The organism is Methylobacterium sp. P3_A11, assembly GCF_056403155.1.
Window position 1 is genome coordinate 38,157 of the sequence record NZ_JBFUGA010000016.1, and the last position, 18,135, is coordinate 56,291.

Annotated in this window: 16 protein-coding genes; 12 read left to right on the plus strand and 4 right to left on the minus strand. The window is 68.8% G+C overall.

Translation table 11 applies throughout. From position 1 onward, the window contains the following. The first annotated feature begins 16 nt into the window (after window positions 1-16). The 8 genes from AC1DXK_RS07595 to AC1DXK_RS07630 all read left to right on the plus strand — a co-directional run bounded on the left by AC1DXK_RS07595 (window position 17) and on the right by AC1DXK_RS07630 (window position 9,501). Window positions 17-976 (plus strand): ABC transporter permease, encoded by a 960-nt coding sequence (locus AC1DXK_RS07595; RefSeq protein ID WP_457108008.1) that lies wholly within the window; start codon window positions 17-19, stop codon window positions 974-976. Continuing rightward, window positions 942-1,874, plus strand: a complete 933-nt coding sequence (locus tag AC1DXK_RS07600) for an ABC transporter permease (protein ID WP_457108009.1) — start codon at window positions 942-944, stop codon at window positions 1,872-1,874. The genes AC1DXK_RS07595 and AC1DXK_RS07600 overlap by 35 nt, the downstream gene beginning before the upstream one ends. Before the next feature lie 386 nt (window positions 1,875-2,260). Beyond that, entirely contained in the window at window positions 2,261-4,111 is a 1,851-nt protein-coding gene (locus AC1DXK_RS07605; protein WP_457108010.1) for an ABC transporter ATP-binding protein, read from the plus strand. Between the two features lie 185 nt (window positions 4,112-4,296). Next, window positions 4,297-4,851, plus strand: coding sequence for a SiaB family protein kinase (locus AC1DXK_RS07610; RefSeq protein ID WP_457108011.1), 555 nt, complete (start codon window positions 4,297-4,299; stop codon window positions 4,849-4,851). Window positions 4,852-4,864: 13 nt separating this feature from the next. Next, window positions 4,865-5,254 carry a DUF1987 domain-containing protein gene (locus AC1DXK_RS07615; RefSeq protein ID WP_457108012.1) on the plus strand — a complete coding sequence of 130 codons (390 nt, stop codon included), beginning with the start codon at window positions 4,865-4,867 and terminating at the stop codon, window positions 5,252-5,254. Further along, entirely contained in the window at window positions 5,251-6,123 is an 873-nt protein-coding gene (locus tag AC1DXK_RS07620) for a GGDEF domain-containing protein (protein WP_477297344.1), read from the plus strand. Before AC1DXK_RS07615 ends, AC1DXK_RS07620 begins: the two co-directional genes overlap by 4 nt. Before the next feature lie 134 nt (window positions 6,124-6,257). After that, on the plus strand, window positions 6,258-8,063 hold the full coding sequence (locus AC1DXK_RS07625; RefSeq protein WP_457108014.1) for a SpoIIE family protein phosphatase: 1,806 nt from the start codon (window positions 6,258-6,260) through the stop codon (window positions 8,061-8,063). Window positions 8,064-8,370: 307 nt separating this feature from the next. Further along, window positions 8,371-9,501, plus strand: coding sequence for an L-talarate/galactarate dehydratase (locus AC1DXK_RS07630; protein WP_457108015.1), 1,131 nt, complete (start codon window positions 8,371-8,373; stop codon window positions 9,499-9,501). Between the two features lie 177 nt (window positions 9,502-9,678). On the opposite strand, the gene AC1DXK_RS07635 is transcribed toward AC1DXK_RS07630, so the two are convergent. Both AC1DXK_RS07635 and AC1DXK_RS07640 read right to left on the minus strand, forming a co-directional pair. Next, window positions 9,679-9,900, minus strand: coding sequence for a DUF6894 family protein (locus AC1DXK_RS07635; RefSeq protein WP_457108016.1), 222 nt, complete (start codon window positions 9,898-9,900; stop codon window positions 9,679-9,681). A gap of 807 nt (window positions 9,901-10,707) precedes the next feature. Further along, window positions 10,708-10,860, minus strand: a complete 153-nt coding sequence (locus AC1DXK_RS07640) for a hypothetical protein (RefSeq protein WP_457108020.1) — start codon at window positions 10,858-10,860, stop codon at window positions 10,708-10,710. Between the two features lie 211 nt (window positions 10,861-11,071). On the opposite strand from AC1DXK_RS07640, the gene AC1DXK_RS07645 reads away from it, so the two are divergent. The 3 genes from AC1DXK_RS07645 (at window position 11,072) to AC1DXK_RS07655 (ending at window position 14,281) form a co-directional block, all read left to right on the plus strand. Continuing rightward, window positions 11,072-11,809 carry a sugar transferase gene (locus AC1DXK_RS07645; RefSeq protein WP_457108017.1) on the plus strand — a complete coding sequence of 246 codons (738 nt, stop codon included), beginning with the start codon at window positions 11,072-11,074 and terminating at the stop codon, window positions 11,807-11,809. 54 nt (window positions 11,810-11,863) lie between these two features. Next, window positions 11,864-12,094: a hypothetical protein gene (locus tag AC1DXK_RS07650; protein WP_457108018.1), complete on the plus strand. Its 231-nt coding sequence runs from the start codon at window positions 11,864-11,866 to the stop codon at window positions 12,092-12,094. Between the two features lie 648 nt (window positions 12,095-12,742). After that, entirely contained in the window at window positions 12,743-14,281 is a 1,539-nt protein-coding gene (locus AC1DXK_RS07655) for an oligosaccharide flippase family protein (protein WP_477297348.1), read from the plus strand. A gap of 491 nt (window positions 14,282-14,772) precedes the next feature. On the opposite strand, the gene AC1DXK_RS07660 is transcribed toward AC1DXK_RS07655, so the two are convergent. Then, window positions 14,773-14,994 carry a DUF6894 family protein gene (locus AC1DXK_RS07660; protein WP_457106591.1) on the minus strand — a complete coding sequence of 74 codons (222 nt, stop codon included), beginning with the start codon at window positions 14,992-14,994 and terminating at the stop codon, window positions 14,773-14,775. 482 nt (window positions 14,995-15,476) lie between these two features. Between AC1DXK_RS07660 and AC1DXK_RS07665 the strand changes: the two genes are divergently transcribed. Next, the gene (locus AC1DXK_RS07665) at window positions 15,477-16,634 is read left to right on the plus strand and encodes a glycosyltransferase family 4 protein (RefSeq protein ID WP_477297350.1); all 1,158 of its coding nucleotides are present in this window, start codon (window positions 15,477-15,479) and stop codon (window positions 16,632-16,634) included. Here AC1DXK_RS07665 and AC1DXK_RS07670 read toward each other — a convergent pair. Next, window positions 16,609-17,877, minus strand: a complete 1,269-nt coding sequence (locus AC1DXK_RS07670) for a glycosyltransferase (protein WP_457106593.1) — start codon at window positions 17,875-17,877, stop codon at window positions 16,609-16,611. The two genes, AC1DXK_RS07665 and AC1DXK_RS07670, sit on opposite strands and share 26 nt — an antisense overlap. Between the last annotated feature and the right edge of the window lie 258 nt (window positions 17,878-18,135).

The following is an 18,135-nucleotide window of genomic DNA, read 5'->3' on the forward strand; positions in this document are numbered from 1 at the left end:
GCGGGAGCGCCGCGCCATGGGCGCCTACATCCTGCGACGCCTCCTGATCGCGATCCCGAGCCTGCTCGGCATCAGCCTGATCCTGTTCACCGTCCTGGCGCTCGCGCCGGGCGATCCGTTCGGCGAACTCGCCACCAACCCGAACGTGCCGCCCGAGGTCCGGGCGGCGCTCCGCGCCAAGTTTGGTCTCGATGACCCCATCCTGACCCGCTACCTGCACTGGCTCGTCGCCATGCTGCACGGGGACTGGGGGTTCTCCTTCGCCAGCCGGGTGAACGTCGACGCCCTGATCCTGCAGCGGCTGCCGACGACCCTGTTCGTGGTCGGCTCCTCACAGATCCTGGCGCTGCTGATCGCCGTGCCGGTGGGCCTCTACGCGGCGCGGCGCCCMTACTCGCTGGCCGATCAGGTCGCCAACACGCTGGCCTTCGTGGGCTTCTCCCTGCCGACCTTCTTCACCGGCCTGCTGTTCATCCTGCTGTTCTCGATCAAGCTCGGCTGGCTGCCGTTCGTCTACCAGGCCGACCTGCCGGGATCCGGCCTGCCCTGGATCTGGGCGAATGTCCGGCAGGCGATCATGCCGGTGGCGGTGCTGGGCTTCTTTCAGGCCGCCTCCTACACCCGATACGTGCGCGCCTCAGCGCTGGACGTCGCCCGCCTCGACTACGTCACCACGGCCCGCGCCAAGGGGCTGACCGAGGGCACGGTCACCCGCCGGCACATCGCCCGCAACGCCCTGATCCCGGTGGTGACGCTGGTCGCCCTCCAGATCCCAGCGGTGTTCGGCGGCGCCATCGTCACCGAGCAGATCTTCCGGATCCCCGGCATCGGCTCGCTGCTGATCGACGCCATGCTCGCCAACGACACGCCGGTGGTGATGGCCGTGACCTTCGTGTTCGCCGGCCTCGTCATCCTGTTCAACCTCGTCGCGGACCTGCTCTATGGCTGGCTCGACCCTCGCATCGCCCTCCGATGAGGCGCCTGCCCTCGCCCGCGCGCCCGCCTCGCCGGGGCGGGAGACGTGGCGGCGGTTCCGGCGCCACCGGCTTGCGCTCGCCAGCATCGGCGTCCTGGCGCTCCTCGTCGCCGGCGTGGTGTTCGGCGGCCTGCTCTGGCCGGTCGCCATCGACGACATCGACTTCGCGGCCCAGCTCCAGGGTCCGTCCTGGGACCACCCGTTCGGCACCGACGATCTCGGCCAGGATCTCCTCGCCCGGATGATCTACGGCGGCCGGATCTCCCTGGCGGTGGGTTTCGCCGCCATGGCGGTGGCGAGCCTGATCGGCGTGCTGGTGGGCGCCCTCGCCGGCATGTCGCGCCGGTTCCTCGACCCGGTGCTGATGTGGCTGACCGACCTGTTCCTGTCGCTGCCGCAGCTGCCGCTGCTGCTCCTCGTGATCTACCTGTTCCGCGACAGCCTGAAGGCCGTGTTCGGCAGCCAGGGCGGCGTGTTCCTGATGATCGTCGCGGTGATCGGCGGCCTGCGCTGGATGCCGGTGGCCCGGCTGGTGCGCGCGCAGTTCCTGACGCTGCGCGAGAAGGAATTCGTGGAGGCGGCTCGCTCGCAGGGGGCCACGACCGGGCACCTCGTGCGCCGCCACATCCTGCCGAACGCGCTGGGGCCGGTGATCGTGGCGGCCTCCATCGAGGTCTCGGCGGCGATCATCGCGGAATCGACGCTGTCCTTCCTGGGGCTCGGATTCCCGCCCGACATCCCGACCTGGGGGCGGCTGCTGTTCGACGCCAAGGACCATCTCGACGTCGCGCCGCACTGGGCGCTGTTCCCGGGGGGCGCGATCTTCCTGACGGTGCTGTCGATCAACTTCATCGGCGACGGCCTGCGGGACGCCCTCGACCCGCGCCGGGTGCTTTAGGGCATGCGGCCGGGCTCCGATGACTGCCGGCTTGCCGCGAACGCGCCCGCTCCCGCTCCCGCGGCGGGACATAACAACGTCAACGGCCGTTCCGGCACTGCGACTTCAGGATCACGCGCGGGTCCCCTCTCCCGTGCGGGAGAGGGACAGGGTGAGGGATCAGGTCTGTCCGGAGAAGGCGCGCCATCCAACCGCAACGATGGCCTGCCCGAGCCTGAAGCGTCTCGCCCCTCACCCCAACCCTCTCCCGCACGGGAGAGGGGGCGCGTCGCGCTCCGTCATCGGCGTCGGTGCGCGACGGAGAGGCAGGACCATCGTCGCGTCGGAGGACGAGGGGGAGGCTTGGCGTGGCCCCGCCGAACCCCGCTGGATCAGGAGTAAAGCCCATGCCGGATCCGATCCTCTCGGTCTCCGACCTCACCGTGTCCTTCCGCTCGGACGGGCGCTGGCGCGAGGTCGTGCACGGCATCTCGTTCGATGTCGGGCCCCGCGAGACCGTGGCGCTCGTCGGCGAATCCGGCTCGGGCAAGAGCGTCAGCGCCCTGTCGATCCTGCGCCTCCTGCCGCCGGACGCGAGCCGCATCGGCGGCCGCGTGCGCTTCGCGGGCCGCGAGCTGCTCGCCGCCCCCGAGGCCGAGATGCGGCGGGTGCGTGGCGATTCCATCGCCATGATCTTCCAGGAGCCGATGACCTCCCTGAACCCGGTGCTGACCATCGGCTTCCAGATCGCCGAGGCGCTGATCCGGCACCGGGGCCTGTCGCGGTCCGCCGCCGAGGCGGAGGCGATCCGGCTCCTCGACAAGGTCCGGATCCCGGCGGCCCGGTCGCGCCTGCACGAGTACCCGCACCGCTTCTCCGGCGGCATGCGCCAGCGGGTGATGATCGCCATGGCGCTGGCCTGCCGGCCGAAGCTCCTGATCGCCGACGAGCCCACCACGGCGCTTGATGTCACGATCCAGGCCCAGATCCTCGACCTGATCAAGAGCCTTCAGGATGAGGAAGGCATGTCGGTCCTGTTCATCACCCACGACATGGGCGTGGTCGCCGAGATCGCCGACCGCACCGTGGTGATGTATCGGGGCCGGGCCGTGGAGGCCGGGCCGACCGCGCGGATCTTCTCCGATCCTGCCGAGCCCTACACCCGGGCGCTGCTCGCCGCAGTCCCGCGCCTGGGTGCCATGACCGGGTTCTCGCGGCCGTTGCGGTTCCCCGTGGTCGACCGCGCCACCGGCGCGACGGCGCCGACGGTGGAGACCCCCGACACCGTCCAGGTCGCCGCGCGCCCGGTGCTGGAGGTGCGCGACCTGACCACGCGGTTCGAGATCCGCTCAGGACTCCTCGGCCGCGTGTCCGGCCGGGTTCACGCGGTGGAACGGGTCTCGTTCAGCCTCGCCGCCGGGGAGACTCTGGCGCTGGTCGGCGAATCCGGCTGCGGCAAGTCCACCACCGGGCGCTCGATCCTGCGCCTCGTCGAGCCGCTGTCGGGCTCGGTCCTGCTCGACGGCGAGGACGTCGCCGGACTCGACCCCAAGTCCCTGCGCGTCCGCCGGCAGAAGATGCAGATGATCTTCCAGGACCCGTTCGCCAGCCTCGATCCGCGCATGAGCGTCGGCGCGGCGGTGGCGGAACCCTTGCTGATCAACCGCCTCGCCATCCCCCGGGAGGCCCGGCGGCGGGCCGAGGATCTGCTCGCCCGGGTCGGCCTGAGCCCCGAGACGGCCGGGCGCTTCCCGCACGAGTTCTCCGGCGGCCAGCGCCAGCGCATCTGCATCGCCCGGGCGCTTGCCCTGAACCCCCGCCTGATCGTCGCCGACGAAGCGGTCTCGGCGCTGGACGTCTCGGTCAAGGCGCAGGTCGTGAACCTGATGCTCGACCTCCAGGCGGAATTCGGCCTCGCCTATCTGTTCATCTCCCACGACATGGCGGTGGTGGAGCGGGTGAGCCACCGGGTCGCCGTGATGTATCTCGGCGAGATCGTGGAGATCGGCCCCCGGGCTGCGGTCTTCGGCAATCCGCAGCACCCCTACACGAGGAAGCTGCTGGCCGCCGTGCCGGTCCCGGACCCGGCCCGACGGGGCGCGCGGCACGCCCTACCGGACGACGAGATCTGCAGCCCGATCCGGGCGCCCGACTACGTGGCGCCGGACCGGCTCTACCGGGAGGTCGCGCCCGGTCACGTCGTGCAGGTTTGGGACTCCGACCGGGTTGCGGATGCGCCGCGGGGTGCGGCGGCCTGATCGGCCTCGGCTCGGCACCGTCCCCACCTCGCCGCACCGAACGTAATGCTTGCGATCCTGCCCGATATACAGGCAGTCTTGCTCAGAAAGCGGTCAGTGCCGGTAAGAAATATTTGATTATTACCTACTAATGGAGGCGCTACACACGCGGTGTGCTGCCGCGACGAAGCGGACGAGAGGCTTCCGTGCGCGCAAGCGATTTCAGATCTTTCCACGAGGCGTCGAAGCGCAGTGGCGTGATCCTGTCGTTCGACGGAGATCTGTCCGAGAACATGATGTTCTCGCTGGGTGAGGTCCTCAAGATGCGCATGCGTCACGAGGACACCGATGCCGCGGTGGCCAAGCGCGTGTTCTCGATCTTCGTCGAGCAGGCGCAGAACGTGATCCGCTACTCCGCCGACAAGGTGGCGCCCGCCGAGGCGCCGGGTCCGGGCCGGGCCAGCGCCGGCATGATCGCGGTCGGCACCGAGGGCGGACGCTTCTTCGTGGTCTGCGGCAACGAGGTCGGCAAGACCGAGGTCCCGCGGCTGCGCGAGCGCCTCGACGAGATCTCCGGACTGTCGAGCGACGAACTCAGGAAGGTCTACCGCGAGAAGCTCCGCCAGCCGCCGGACGAGGGCAGCCTCGGCGGTAGCATCGGACTGATCGAGATCGCCCGCCGGTCGAGCGCGCCTGTCGAGTACGACTTCCAGGATCTGAGCGCGGAGCGCAGCCTGTTCTGCCTCAAGGCCTTTATCTGAGGACCGCACGGACATGGACCGCATCACGCTGACCAGGACCGAGCGATCGCCCGAGGTCGATTTCGATTTCGCGTCGGGGCGTCTCGTCCTGCGCGGCGAATCCTACCCGGAGGACGCGGCCGCGTTCTTCGGCCCGCTGCTGCAGGCCCTGCGCGGCCATCTCGCCGAGACCGAGGCGAGCCCGATCACCTTCGACGTCGCGCTCGCCTACTTCAACTCGTCCAGCGCCAAGGCGCTGATGAACCTGTTCATGCCCCTGGAGGATGCCGCCGCGGAGGGCCGCCCGGTGACGATCCGCTGGATGTTCAGCGCCGAGGACGACGTGATCCAGGAGGCTGGCGAGGACTTCGCGGCCGATTTCGCGCATGCGCGGTTCGAGATGATCCCGGGCGTCCCCGCGTGAGCGCGAAACAGGCGCCCGCCCCCGATCTCCTGTCCGAGCCGGCGGATGCGTTCAGCCTGTTCGACACCGAGGAGGCCGTCCTCGGCCGCTCCGAGGTGATGCTGGCCCGGCTCGCCGAGGTCGGCGACGGGGTGCGCGAACTCGCCGGCGCGTATCGGCGCAGCTACCACGAGCAGCGCCGGCTGGTGCGCTTGAGCGACCGCATGCAGCTCGACCTGCACCGCGCCAACCAGCGCCTGGCCGAGCAGCAGCGCACCCTGCGCCACCTCAACGATGCCCTTTCGGCGGAGATCGAGCACCGGGCGCGCCTCGAGGCCGAATTGCGTCGCCTCGCCGATACCGACCACCTGACCGACGCGCTCTCGCGCCGCCGCTTCCTGCAGGTCTGCGAGGACGCCTGGGCGCGAATCCAGTCCGTCGCGACGACGTCCAGCGTGCTGATGCTCGACCTCGACCGCTTCAAGCGGATCAACGACCGCTACGGTCACAGCGCGGGCGACCTCGTCCTCAAGGCCTTCGTCGAGACCTGCCGCGACTGTCTGCGCCCGGACGACGTGATCGGCCGCATGGGCGGCGAGGAATTCGCCATCCTCATCGCCGAGACCGCGCTGCCGGAGGCGCAGGCCGTCGCCGAGCAGCTCCGCCGGGCGGTGGCGCAGCGGCCGGTCCGCCTGGACCACGGGCTGCTTCCGATCTCGGTGAGCATCGGCCTCGCGGCGTTCGGGGCGAGCGAGTCGATGCCGGCGACGCTGCGTCGGGCCGATGCGGCGCTCTACGCGGCCAAGCATGCCGGCCGCGACTGCGTCCGCTGTKCGGCGGAGGCCGGCGACCACGCGGATCCGTCCGAGACTGGCTCGATCCTGAGCTGACCCGCCGCGGACGGCCCGCGCCCATCGGGTCCTCCCGGGCGCGGCTTCGCGCCCCGGGGCAGCGCGAGGCCCGGCGGCTTTCGCCTCCGGATCGCGCCGCCGACCGGAATCGTCCTGACACGGAGTGATGTCGCGTGAGTGGACCTGACACCGCGATCGACCCGCCGCAGCGCGCCGCGGGCCTCCGGGGCGCCCGGCCCCTCCGGACCGGTGACGCCCTGGCGAAGCTCGGCTTCGCCGACATCGACCCCGTCCCGGCGGCCGGTGCGTCAGGGCGCGCGGGCGGGCTGCGCGGTGCCGGTCCGATCCGCCGGGGCGATCCCCTGTCGAAGCGCGGGTTCGCCAACGTTCTGGCGGCGGGCACACCGGCGGCCGAGCTGATGAAGCCCGGCGCCCTGCGGGGGGCGGCTCGGGGCCGCGACCTCGACAGCCTGCCCCATACCTTGTTCCTGCGCATCTACCCGGTGATCGGCGCACTCCTGCTGCTGACGCAGCTCGGGATCGCGTGGGTGAACTACACCGACCAGCTCCGCCTCTACGACGGCCGGGCGCAACTCCTCGCCCGGATGACCGCCGCCGCGATCGCGCGGCCGGACTGGGCTCGCAGCGCGGAGGCCTATGGCGGGCCGCTCAAGGCCCTGGGCGCCGAGCCCGCCTTCCGCCATGCCATCCTGCGCGACGCCGAGGGCCACAGCGTGGCGACGGCCGGGACGCCGCCGTCGGGCCGGGGCTGGTCCAACGTCTCGGCCACGGCCGACCTGTCGGTGCCGGGCCTTCCCCGCCCGGCGGGGAGCCTGACGGTGACGTTCTCAACCCAGGACTTGCGGGACAACGCCGCGTGGCAGGTGATGCTCGCCCTCGGCGCCAGCATCGGGCTGATGATCGCCTTCGTGATCACGCTGCACGTCACCGTGCGCCGCCACGTCATGGCGCCACTGATGCGGCTGCTGCTGGCCATGCGCGAGATCGAGCACAAGCGCTGGACGACCGTGGACCTCGGCGGCGCTTACCGGCCCAGCAACGAGATCGACGTCATCAGCCAGGCCTTCAACCGCATGGTCGACGGGTTGCGGAGCGGCGACGCGGCCAAGCAGCTCCTCGTCGAGCTTGAACTCGCCCACGACAAGCTGGAGCGCGCCAACCGGCAGGTGATCGAGAGCATCGGCTACGCGCGGCGCATCCAGGATTCGGTGCTGCCGGACCGGAACGCCCTCGCAGGGGCCGGGATCGAGGTCGCGGTGCTCTGGGAACCGCTCCACGTGGTCGGCGGCGATTATTTCTGGCTGGAGGAGATCGACGGTCTCAGCGTCGTCGCGGTGGCGGACTGCACTGGCCACGGGGTGCCCGGCGCCTTCCTGACGCTGATCGTCGCCACGGCCCTCGACCGGCTCCTGCACGAGCGCGGCCTGCGCTCGCCGGCGGCGATCCTGGCGGCCCTCGACACCATGGTGCGCACGCAGCTCCGCCAGGACGGGCGCGGCGCCGAATCGGATGACGGTCTCGATTGCGGCATCTGCGTCTGGGATCGGGCGACCGGCGCCCTGCGCTTCGCCGGCGCCGGCCTGTCCCTCACGGTGATCCGGGACGGCGTGGCCGAGCGCGTCCGCGGCCACCGGCGGGGCCTCGGCTACCCGCGCACCGGCCGCGAGACGACCCCGGAGGACGTCGTCGTGCCCGTTGCCGGCGCGACGTTCTACCTGATGACGGACGGCATCACAGACCAGATGGGCCGGGTGGCGCCCGACCGGAGCCCGCGGCTCCTCGGCCCGCGCGGCGTGGCCGACAGCCTCCTGCGCCACGCGGATCAACCGCTCGCCGCCCAGGCCGCCGCCCTTGAGGCCTATCTCGATGCCTATCGCGGCGCCGAGGCCCGGCGGGACGACATGACCCTGGTGGCGTTCCGGTTTCCACCGGACACGGCGGCGATGCCCGCGGTCTGACCCCTCCCCTCACCCCGGCGCCACGCGTCCGATGCCGGCCGCGCATCAATCGATCCAAGAATGACGTTGGACAGGGCCTTCGCCCTGCGCCACGCTGGTGCAGCGATTCAAACGGAAGCGTCGGCGACGTTTCGAAAAGTCGATGCCTCGCCAGAGACCTCAGGCTCATGCGCAGGAACGCGGTGGCTGCGTCTGAGCATGAGGGACCGGCAACGGGATAGCTGTCGCGAGCGGCACGGTTCCGTCGCCGCCTCCGATCCGCGCCCAAGATCCGCGTCCATGCGCGGGAGGAACCCTGGAGGAAGCCTTGGCTCAGGACGCCGTCACCGGGATCCGCCTGCGGTCCGTCTCCCTGCCCCTGAAGACCCCGATCAGCGACGCCAAGGTGCTCACCGGCCGGCAGAAGCCGATGACCGAGATCGCGATCCTGTTCTGCGAGGTCGAGAGCCGGGAGGGCCATCGCGGCCTCGGGATCAGCTATTCCAAGCGCGCCGGCGGCCCGGGCCAGTTCGCCCATGCTCGCGAGATCGCCCCGGCGCTCCTCGGGGCGGATCCGAGCGACATCGCCAAGGCCTGGGACACGCTCGCCTGGGCCGGCGCCTCCGCCGGCCGCAGCGGCCTCGCCGTCCAGGCGATCGGCGCCTTCGACGTGGCCTTGTGGGACCTCAAGGCGCGGCGGGCGGGCCTGTCGCTCGCCAAGCTCCTCGGAGCGCAGCGCGACTCGGTGCGCTGCTACAACACCTCGGGCGGCTTCCTGCACACGCCGCTGGAGGAGTTGCTGATCAACACCGACCGCTCCCGGGGGAAGGGCATCGGCGGCATCAAGCTGAAGGTGGGCCAGCCGGACTGGGCCGAGGACATCCGCCGGGTCTCGCGGGTGCGCGAGCACCTGGGTGACGCCTTCCCGCTCATGGTCGACGCCAACCAGCAATGGGACCGGCCGACCGCCATGCGGATGGGCCGGACCTTCGAGCGCTTCAACCTGATCTGGATCGAGGAGCCCCTCGACTGCCTGGACACCGCCGGGCACGCGGCGTTGGCCGCCGCCCTCGACACGCCGATCGCCACCGGCGAGATGCTGACGAGCGTCGCCGAGCACTGGGACTTCATCCGCCAGAACGGCGCCGATTTCCTGATGCCCGACGCGCCGCGGGTCGGCGGCATCACGCCGTTCCTGAAGGTGGCGGCGCTCGCCGAGTTCGCCGGGCTGACGATCGCGCCGCACTTCTCGATGGAGCTGCACATCCACCTCGCCGCCGCGCTGCAGCGGGAGCCCTGGGTGGAGCATTTCGAGTGGCTGGAGCCGCTGTTCAACGAGCGGCTGGAGTTGGAGGACGGCCGCATGCGGGTGCCGACCCGGCCGGGCCTCGGTCTCTCCCTGAGCGAGCAGGCGCTCGCCTGGACGCGCGAGACCGCCGGATTCGGCAGCCTCGGCTGAGCGGGCGCGAGAAAGGCGGCGGCGCAGGCTCGGACGGGCGGCAGCGTCGGCATCAGCCCGCCCCGACAGCCTTCGGTCCTCGGAGAGATTGTGGTTCACGGGCGTGGCGCCCGGCGCCGTCAGCAGCTTGGCGTCGGCGCGGAACCGAAGCCGGCCTGCGGGAGCCGCGCGCTGTTCCTAACGCGAGATCAGAAGCCGGCCGACCACGGTTCCGGTCGAATCACGCACGACGAGCGTCCATGGGCTGTCCCGATCGGAGACGCCCAGACCATCCGCCATCTCGTCGATCACGCTGCGGGCCTCCTCAAGAGCCTCGGCCGCATCCTCGGCCTCCACGCCCTGCTCGTCGCGGATCGTCTCCTTGCCGTTCTCGACATCGAAATAGAAGCGGATGGGCACGCATCTCCTCCCTGATTGCTGCCCTCGGGAGGGCCCCTGCATACTGCCTACGTAGTTCGCCTAAGTCCGACAATGCTCAGTAGGAGACATAAACCTTAACAAAACTCAAAACTGCTTTCGCACGTCGCGTTGCAATAATGTCGAGATTTCGGCCAAATAATCCATTATAGGTATCGCCGATCACCCTTTCGACCCCGCGGCGATGGCGGCGCGCGGTGACTGGCCTCAGGGGGTTCGAGATGACAGCCTCCGGCGATTCGGAACGCGGTAAAAAATCCGCCCCCGCGGCGGACAGGAAACAGAAATTGCGCCTGCACGTCCGATCGGTCCTGGCCCGGTGCAGCACCGCTCAAGGTCCGTCCCCCAGCCAGGACACGAAGACCGAGACACGTTGAGCGGTGACCGCGGCCGGGCCGCCGGATGCGATCGCACGTGGCCGCGGCTGCCCCTACGCCCTTTGAGCATCGGATAGGCCGATCACGTTCGTGAGAGGCTCGCGCATCGCGGCCGCGGACAGGACGGCGTGGCGAAGGTCTGGCGGTCGAGGGAATCGGCGCGGCTGGCTGATCGCGCAGACCTGCCGAATCGCCTCGGACGATGCCAACCACCCGAGCCCGCGCGATGGGCGCCGCCCCTGCCCCGATCCGCGGCTGCATGGGACGCCGCGATCAGCGCGGGACAACTTTACCGCGCTCACGGCAATGCCTGATCCGCAGGATCGGGGCCTGTCACCCGAGGCCGGGTCCTGCGGATCGGGAGGCCTACCTCCAACGGCGGAGCCGGTCTCGCCGAAAGCGGACGGGCCGTTCAGCGGCGGCCGGCGAGGAGGGCGACCAGGCCGGCGCAGACGGCGGCTCCGGCCTGCGCCGCCAGCAGCGCGACCGGAATTCCCTGCGGAAGGGCCAACGCGAACCCGATTGTTCCCCCAATCAGTGCGGCGAAGACCAGCACGATCAGCAACGACTTACCTCCATTGATGGATCGCCGGCCGTCTTGTTGCCGAACCTGTCGCGCGCTCAGTGTCGTCGCAAGGGTTCCGCTTGCGATCGACGCCCCTTCGGACCGGCTGACCGCCGCCGAAGCCGGCTGCGTCGACGCCGGCCGGGCCAGCCGGGCGCACACTCCGCCCCGCAGGTTCCGACCCCGTCTCGCCCCGAGTCAAGGAGCCGACATGTTGCGCCCGGCTGGGACCCCGACACCGATCGAGCCGTCGACGCCACAGGACATGGTCGAGACGATCAACGAGGCGTTGGTCAAGACCTTGCCGGCCACGGCGCATGCCGGCCCGGGCCTGAAGGCAAGCTGGGCGACGAAGCGCGCCCTCGACGCCGCCACGGCCCTGACGGCCCTGTTTCTGCTGCTGCCGCTGCTGCTGTTCATCGCCCTCTTGATCTGGGGAAGCGATGGCCGATCGCCGATCTTCCGCCACAAGCGTCTCGGCCGGCACGGGCGCCCCTTCGGCTGCCTGAAGTTCCGGTCCATGGTGCCGAACGGTGACGCGGTGCTGGCACGGCACCTCGACGAAAACCCCGAGGCTCGGGCCGAGTGGGAGGCGTCGCACAAGCTCACCCACGATCCGCGCGTGACCGCGCTGGGTCAGGTCTTGCGGAAGACCTCCCTCGACGAGCTGCCGCAGCTCTGGAACGTCCTGTGCGGGGAGATGAGCCTCGTCGGACCCCGGCCGATCGTGCAGGCCGAAGTCGTCCGGTACGGGGCGGATTTCACGACCTGCTTCTCCGTCCCCCCGGGGCTGACCGGCCTGTGGCAGGTCTCGGGACGCAGCGACACGGGCTACGCCGAGCGCGTCGCCCTGGATTGCGCCTATGTCAACCAGTGGACCCTCACCCGCGACCTCGGCATCCTGCTCAAGACGGTGCCGGCCGTGTTGAGTCAGCGCGGCAGTCGCTAGCGCCATGCCGGTGCGATCGCGCCGTGATGCCCGCGCCCGCCGCGGACCGCACCGATGAAGGGCCTGATGCTCAATGCTCTGCTGGGCCTCATGTTGGGACGTTTCGGTTCGGTCTGGCGCCTGCTGGTCTTCGTCCCGATCGTGATGGCCGAAGTCACCTATGGTCTCTGCGTCCATCATCTCAGCGCCAGCGCCTGCCTGCGGCGCGGCACGGCCCTGCTGATCTGCGGCCAGCTCGCCTTTCTGCTCGGCGCGCTGCTGCGGCCCCTGACCGACCACCGATGATCTGGGCAGCTGCCACACCCTCGGCGTGTCAGCCCGGCTCGTCCTCGGCGATGGGCGCGTCCGCACAGAGGCGCCAGAATTCCAAGAACCCGGCGGCGTACAGGGCGATGACCACACTCGACCAATGCATCGTGTCACCCCGGCCACAGATCACAGGGGGTGCTAGCGCGGAGATCCTAAGATTCCGTGCTCCGGTCAGGCCGGCCCGCATCCGTCGGGAGCCGGCCGACCCTGGGTCTGCGGCGCAGGGGGCGATCCGCAGCGACAGCCCACCGGTCGAGCCGCCCCGACCGACCGGTGGGTCCGGAACATCGTTGAGCGGCGGTGGATCGCACCATGAGGTCACAGAACGGGACGGTCCGGTGATGCGCCGATCCAGTATCGCCCTCAACCCAACCCACATCCACCGATGAGCGCGGCCCGCCGTGTCCGGAGCCGGTCATCGAATCGCCCCCTCTCGCCACACCCCGACGGTCAAATGTCTGCAGACCGACCGATTTACCGCGCCCGCATTGGAATACTGCGAACATCCACGGTCGTTGGATCGACCCGAGACTTGTCCGTCCCTTTTGAATGCGGCCACCCCGAATGGATGACGCTGATGCGCCTTTGAACCGCTGTTTCATCTGACAACCCGGTGGCTGCTCCATGCGCGCAAATCAATCGACTCCCTCCATTGACGGCTCGGCTCAGATACGGGCGGCGAAGGGCGCGAGCTGGCTCATTGCAGGCAAGTTCTCAGCGAAAATCATGGACGCCCTTGTCCTGGTCGTTCTCGCGAGACTGCTCGGCCCGACCGATTTCGGCTTGGTCGCTCTGGCGATGAGCTTTGTCGTCATTTCCGAAGCGATATTGGAAATCCCGGTCAGCCAGGCGCTCCTGATTGTTCCGGATTTGACAGAAGAGCATTTGAATACCGCCTTTACCCTCGGCTTCATCAGAGCGATGATCATCGTCGTAACAATTGCGATCCTCTCGTATCCCCTGGCGCATTTCACTGGTGAGCCGCGGCTGACAAATCTCTTGATCATCCTCGCCTTTGCGCCGGCCATCCGGGGAATTGCGAGCCCGAGATTGATTGTTTACATCAAGGACCTGGATTTTCGACGCGACTTCGCCGCTGAGGTGACGGGGAAATTCGTCGGCGGCATGCTCGCGGTTACGATTGCCTTTACCTTCAGGACATACTGGGCGCTGGCGGCGGCGACATTGGCAAGTCCTGCCGCGATGACGGTTACATCTTACCTTATTGCGCCCCATCGGCCGCGCTTGACGCTTGCCAAATGGAATGTCTTCTCGCACTTCGTGAGCTGGAGCTTTTTTACACAATTATTCATAGCCTTGAGCTGGCAATGCGACCGAGTCCTGCTCGGCCGATACGTCGCCGCCGCCGATCTCGGGCGGTATACGATTTGCAACGACATGACCAACCTGCCGCATCAGGCGCTGATTTTGCCGATCACGCGGCCGCTGGCGACCGTTATCTATACGAAATCAGGAGATTTACAGGGGCTTCAAGCGTCGTATCTTCTTGCGTCATCGGTCATCGCGACATTCATCGCACCAATCTACGTCGGATTGTTTTTCCTGGCCGGGCCAGCGATTCAGGTGATGCTGGGGCAGAATTGGGATGGCGCCGACCACATAGCTGCTGTCCTGGCTCTGGCATTCCTGCCGGGACTGCCGGCGGGTCCGTGGCGAGCCGTGGCGCTTGCACGCGAGAAATCCCACTGGTTGACCGCAGCAGCACTTGCGGAACTAGGGGTGCGATTGCCCCTGACTTGGTACATGGTCTCAGCCCATGGCGCTGAGGGCGCTGCGTGGACCCGGGTCATCGTGAGCGTCATGCTCTGCGGCATAGCGATCATCTGCATCAAAAGACTGATCGCAATAAGCATTTTCCGACAGATCTACGCCGTCATCCGTCCGGCGATCGCCGCTTCCGTGATGGCCATGGTCGTCTGGCCTCTGTCAGTCCACTTGATGAATGCGCCATCGAAACTATTCTTGAGCCTAGAATTGGCGTCGGTCGTCTTAATCGGCGGCGTCGTATACGTATCGGTACTTTTTCTGACTTGGTTTGCGGCCGGTCGCACCGACGGCATTGAGACGCTCGCGCTTCGGGTCGTCTCTCCCCGGGTCAGGTGGCCGATGGTGCTGGCGAAAGGCCGGTCGCTCAACACCTGACGGGGGTGGAGGCAGACGACGGCGCCTGAGCCTCGATCAACGGCTGGCTCCAATCCTGACACCGAGCGCCCCCGTTCCCGGACGTGCGACCGCGGATCTCCACCGCGCTCCGGTCGTGCACAGAGATGCGCGATCGGTCGTCAGCTGGTGCGATCGGGGGCCGATACCGGGTGGTCAGGTCACGGGCTCGAAACCCGAGTCGATCCCAGATCTGCGCGCAGCTTGAGTCCCACGATCCGGTTGCGCCGGGCCATTTCGAGGAGTGATTCGGCCGTTCTGGCATCGCCACGGGCGCGAAGCGCGTGGGCCGCCGACGCCATCTGGGTGGCCACGGTATCCGCCCAAGCGGCGGCGCGCGGTTCGTACGAGGAGAGAAGCATTCCGGCCATGGCTGTCACGATGCGAGGGCTCACACGGATCCTCCGGGTGACAGGTTAACGACATCTTAAGAGCCGCAGAGCGTCGCCCGCCACCGTCTCGCCCTCCCTCCATCATTTCCGGATGGGCAGCCGGCCGACCAACCATCCGGCCTCGTTCCGGACGAGCAGGGTCCAGGGCGGCCCCCGGCGGCACGCGGTGATCTCCTCGACCATCTCGGCGATGACGCTGCGCGCCTCGATCAGGGCTTCCTCGAGTCCCGAGGCCTCGACGCCTTCCCAATCTCGGATCGTCTCTTCGGCGCTTGCGATCTCAAAGTAAAAACGAGCCGCCAAGGCTCTCTCCTCGGTAAGAGGTCGATGCTGGTTCGGTGCTATTGTCCGGAGCCCGCGATACAAATGTTTATTGATGACGAAATAGAAATGTCAGTTGGCAATTGTGGTAGTTTGCTTGGACGATGCCCGGACAGATCCGTTCCGGCGGCCTGACGTAAGCCATTCGGAGAGGCCTCGGGGGCGCCCCTCTGATCGGAGGAGGGTGCGGGGCGGGCGGCCCTGTTCCGCCAGCCTCCGCCCGGCTTTCACGGCGCTGGACCGGATCCCGTGTGCCGGTCCTGGCGTGGGGGCGTCGACAGGGCTGTGCCCGAACAGGGGTCGTCGCCCGTGCCGCTGAAACGAGAGGGACCGCACCGGCTCGGCTGAACGGATCATTTGATCGCACGGCCTTACGACTTTCGGCGAACCTGACAGGTCCGGCTCCGCGTGCGAGCAGAGGGGGCGGTCGCAGTATGGATCGTGATGGGCGCGGTCGGTCCAAGATGCATCACTGGGTGATCAACGGCCGCTTCCTCTCTCAACCCCTCACGGGCGTGCAGCGCTACGCGCGCGAGATCGTGTGCACCCTCGATCGGATGCTGGCGGAGGGACATCCCGGGACGGAGAGGCTTCGTCTCGAACTGCTGATGCCGCCGGATGCCCGGGACACCCTCGACCTGCGCGCCATCTCCACCCGGACGGTGGGCCGCCGGACCGGCCATCTCTGGGAGCAGATCGATCTGCCGCGCCACGTACCGCACGGCCTGCTCAGCCTCGGGAATACCGGCCCCCTGGCGATCCGGCGGCAGATCCTGTGCCTCCACGACGTCAACACGCGCATCGTGCCCGAGAGCTACGCGCCGGCCTTCCGCCTGCTGTACCGGACGCTCGTGCCGGCCCTGTGTCGGCGCGTCGCCGCGCTGACGACGGTCTCACATTTCTCCGCGCAGATGATCGGTCATTACGGGATGCGGCCCGCCGCGCGGATCGCAGTCGTCCCCGACGGGCACGAGCACGTCGAAGCCTGGACCCGGCCGCAGGCCTCGGCGGCGCGAGACGGCGCTGATCGGAACACGATCGTGCTTCTGGGCTCTCAGGCGCGCCACAAGAACACGGCCCTCATCCTGGGCCTCGCCGACGCGCTCGCCGAGGACGGACTGTCGATCGCCGTGGTCGGGCAGGCCGTGCCCGGCATCTTCGGTGCGGTCGACGGCCGGCAACACGGGAATGTGCGCTGGCTCGGCAGGATCGACGACGCCGCGCTCGCCGCGCTCCTCAAGGACGCGCTCTGTCTGGCTTTCCCTTCGCTGACCGAAGGGTTCGGGCTACCGCCGCTCGAAGCGATGGTGCTCGGGTGCCCGGTGGTCGTCGCCAACACCGGCAGCCTTCCGGAGATCTGCGGGCCGGCCGCCCTCTACGCCGATCCGAACGAACCCCGGGAATGGCTCGCCGCGTTCCGGCGGCTGCGCGCCGATGCGGCCCTGCGCCGACACCTCTCCGGGGCCGGTCAGGAGCGCGTCAAGGCCTTCCGGTGGTCCGACTCGGCAGTCCGCTACCTCGACCTCATGGCCGTCGTGGACCGGATGCCGGCCGGCGTGGCTGCCCCGGAGACGCGGCCGACCTCGACGGCCCGGCTCAGTCCAGGTCCGGAGGGGCGCTGAGCCGCTCGCGGTTGAGGGCTCTCACATCCTCGAACGCCTGCAGGATCGCCCGATCGAAGCGCTCCACCGAGAAGCGCGCGGCGCTGGTCGCACAGAACTCCGGCAGGATCCGTCCCCGGCACGCGTCGAAGTGCTCCACCGCCGCGATGATCGCAGCCTCGGATTGCTCCCGGAACAGGAGGCCGGTCGGCCGCTCGCTGCTTCCGAGGGTGCGGACGATGTCGTTCGCGCCCCCGCGCTCGAAGGCGATGAGGGGCGTGCCACAGGCCTGGGCCTCGGCCATCGTGATCCCGAAATCCTCGCACCCGGCGAAGACCATCGCCTGCGCTTCGGCCATGACCCGAACGAACTGCTTCCGGGGCAGATGCCCTGCGAACGTGACGTTGGGGCCGGCGAGGGCACGCAGCGCCGCCAGGTCCGGCCCCTCGCCCACCACGACGAGGCGGCGCGACGGCATCGCGTTGAAGGCCCGCACGACCAGGTCGACGCGCTTGTAGGGCACCAGGAAGGAAGCCGTGACGAAGTAGTCATCCTTCGCTTCGACGAACGGGATGTCGTCGGTCGGGACCGGCGGATGCACGACCCGCGCATCGCGCCCGTAGATCCGGCGGATGCGGGATTGCACGTAGCGCGAGTTGGCGAGCATCAGGTCCGGGCCGTGCGCGGTGCGCGTATCCCAGGTCCGCAACCCGTGGAGCATGTAGCGGATCGGAAGTCCGAGCGGACCGTAGCCGAGCTTCGCCTGCCCCAGATAGGAGAACTGCTCGTCCCAGGCATACCGGGCCGGGCTGTGGACGTAGCAGAGATGCGGCTGCTCCGGCCGTGTCAGGACACCGCGGGCGAACGCCGCCGAGGAGCTGACGACGACGTCGTAGGCCGTGACGTCGAACTGCTCGATCAGGAACGGGCAGGCGAAGAACAGGGCGCGGTAATAGCGCTCGATCCCCGGCAGCCCGTTCGCGACCGACGTGTGGAACGTCAGATCGGGGAAATGCTCGTTCTTCACGGCATCCGGCAGGAAATCGAACAGCGTGTAGACATTCCTGACATTCAGAAGTCCGGCGAGCCGGGCGGCGACGCGCTCGCCGCCGCGGAAGGCCGGACACCAATCGTGCACGAGGGCGACCTTCGCGGAGCCCGCGTCGTCGATCGGCAGCGGGACGCCGCGCACCGCCGCGACGGGCGGCTCGGCGACGGGCGGCTCGGCGACGGGCGGCTCCGCGATCAGGGGCTGGCGGGCCATGGGCGGTGTGAGAGCGTTTAACAGCTGAATTCTCCGGTTCTCACCGATTTCGACCGTGCATCCGCAGACCACATCTGACCGTGCACGATGAGAGCAGCGACAGAATAGCTGTTTGAACGACGTTGTCCGCCGCACACAGGCGGTAACACTGGATCTTCGGCATCCGCCCATTGTGCGCGCCGGAGGGTGGGCCGGCCTTCGGCGCGCTCGCAGGACGTACCGGAGGGGCGGGGCATCATCCGAAAGGAGGCGGACCGG

Coding starts and splice junctions, on each gene's coding strand:
- AC1DXK_RS07600 (WP_457108009.1), top strand. CDS start 942: ATGGCTGGCTCGACCCTCGCATCGCCCTCCGATGAGGCGCCTGCCCTC.
- AC1DXK_RS07605 (WP_457108010.1), top strand. CDS start 2,261: ATGCCGGATCCGATCCTCTCGGTCTCCGACCTCACCGTGTCCTTCCGC.
- AC1DXK_RS07615 (WP_457108012.1), top strand. CDS start 4,865: ATGGACCGCATCACGCTGACCAGGACCGAGCGATCGCCCGAGGTCGAT.
- AC1DXK_RS07645 (WP_457108017.1), top strand. CDS start 11,072: ATGTTGCGCCCGGCTGGGACCCCGACACCGATCGAGCCGTCGACGCCA.
- AC1DXK_RS07650 (WP_457108018.1), top strand. CDS start 11,864: ATGAAGGGCCTGATGCTCAATGCTCTGCTGGGCCTCATGTTGGGACGT.
- AC1DXK_RS07655 (WP_477297348.1), top strand. CDS start 12,743: ATGCGCGCAAATCAATCGACTCCCTCCATTGACGGCTCGGCTCAGATA.
- AC1DXK_RS07665 (WP_477297350.1), top strand. CDS start 15,477: ATGCATCACTGGGTGATCAACGGCCGCTTCCTCTCTCAACCCCTCACG.
- AC1DXK_RS07670 (WP_457106593.1), bottom strand. CDS start 17,877: ATGGCCCGCCAGCCCCTGATCGCGGAGCCGCCCGTCGCCGAGCCGCCC.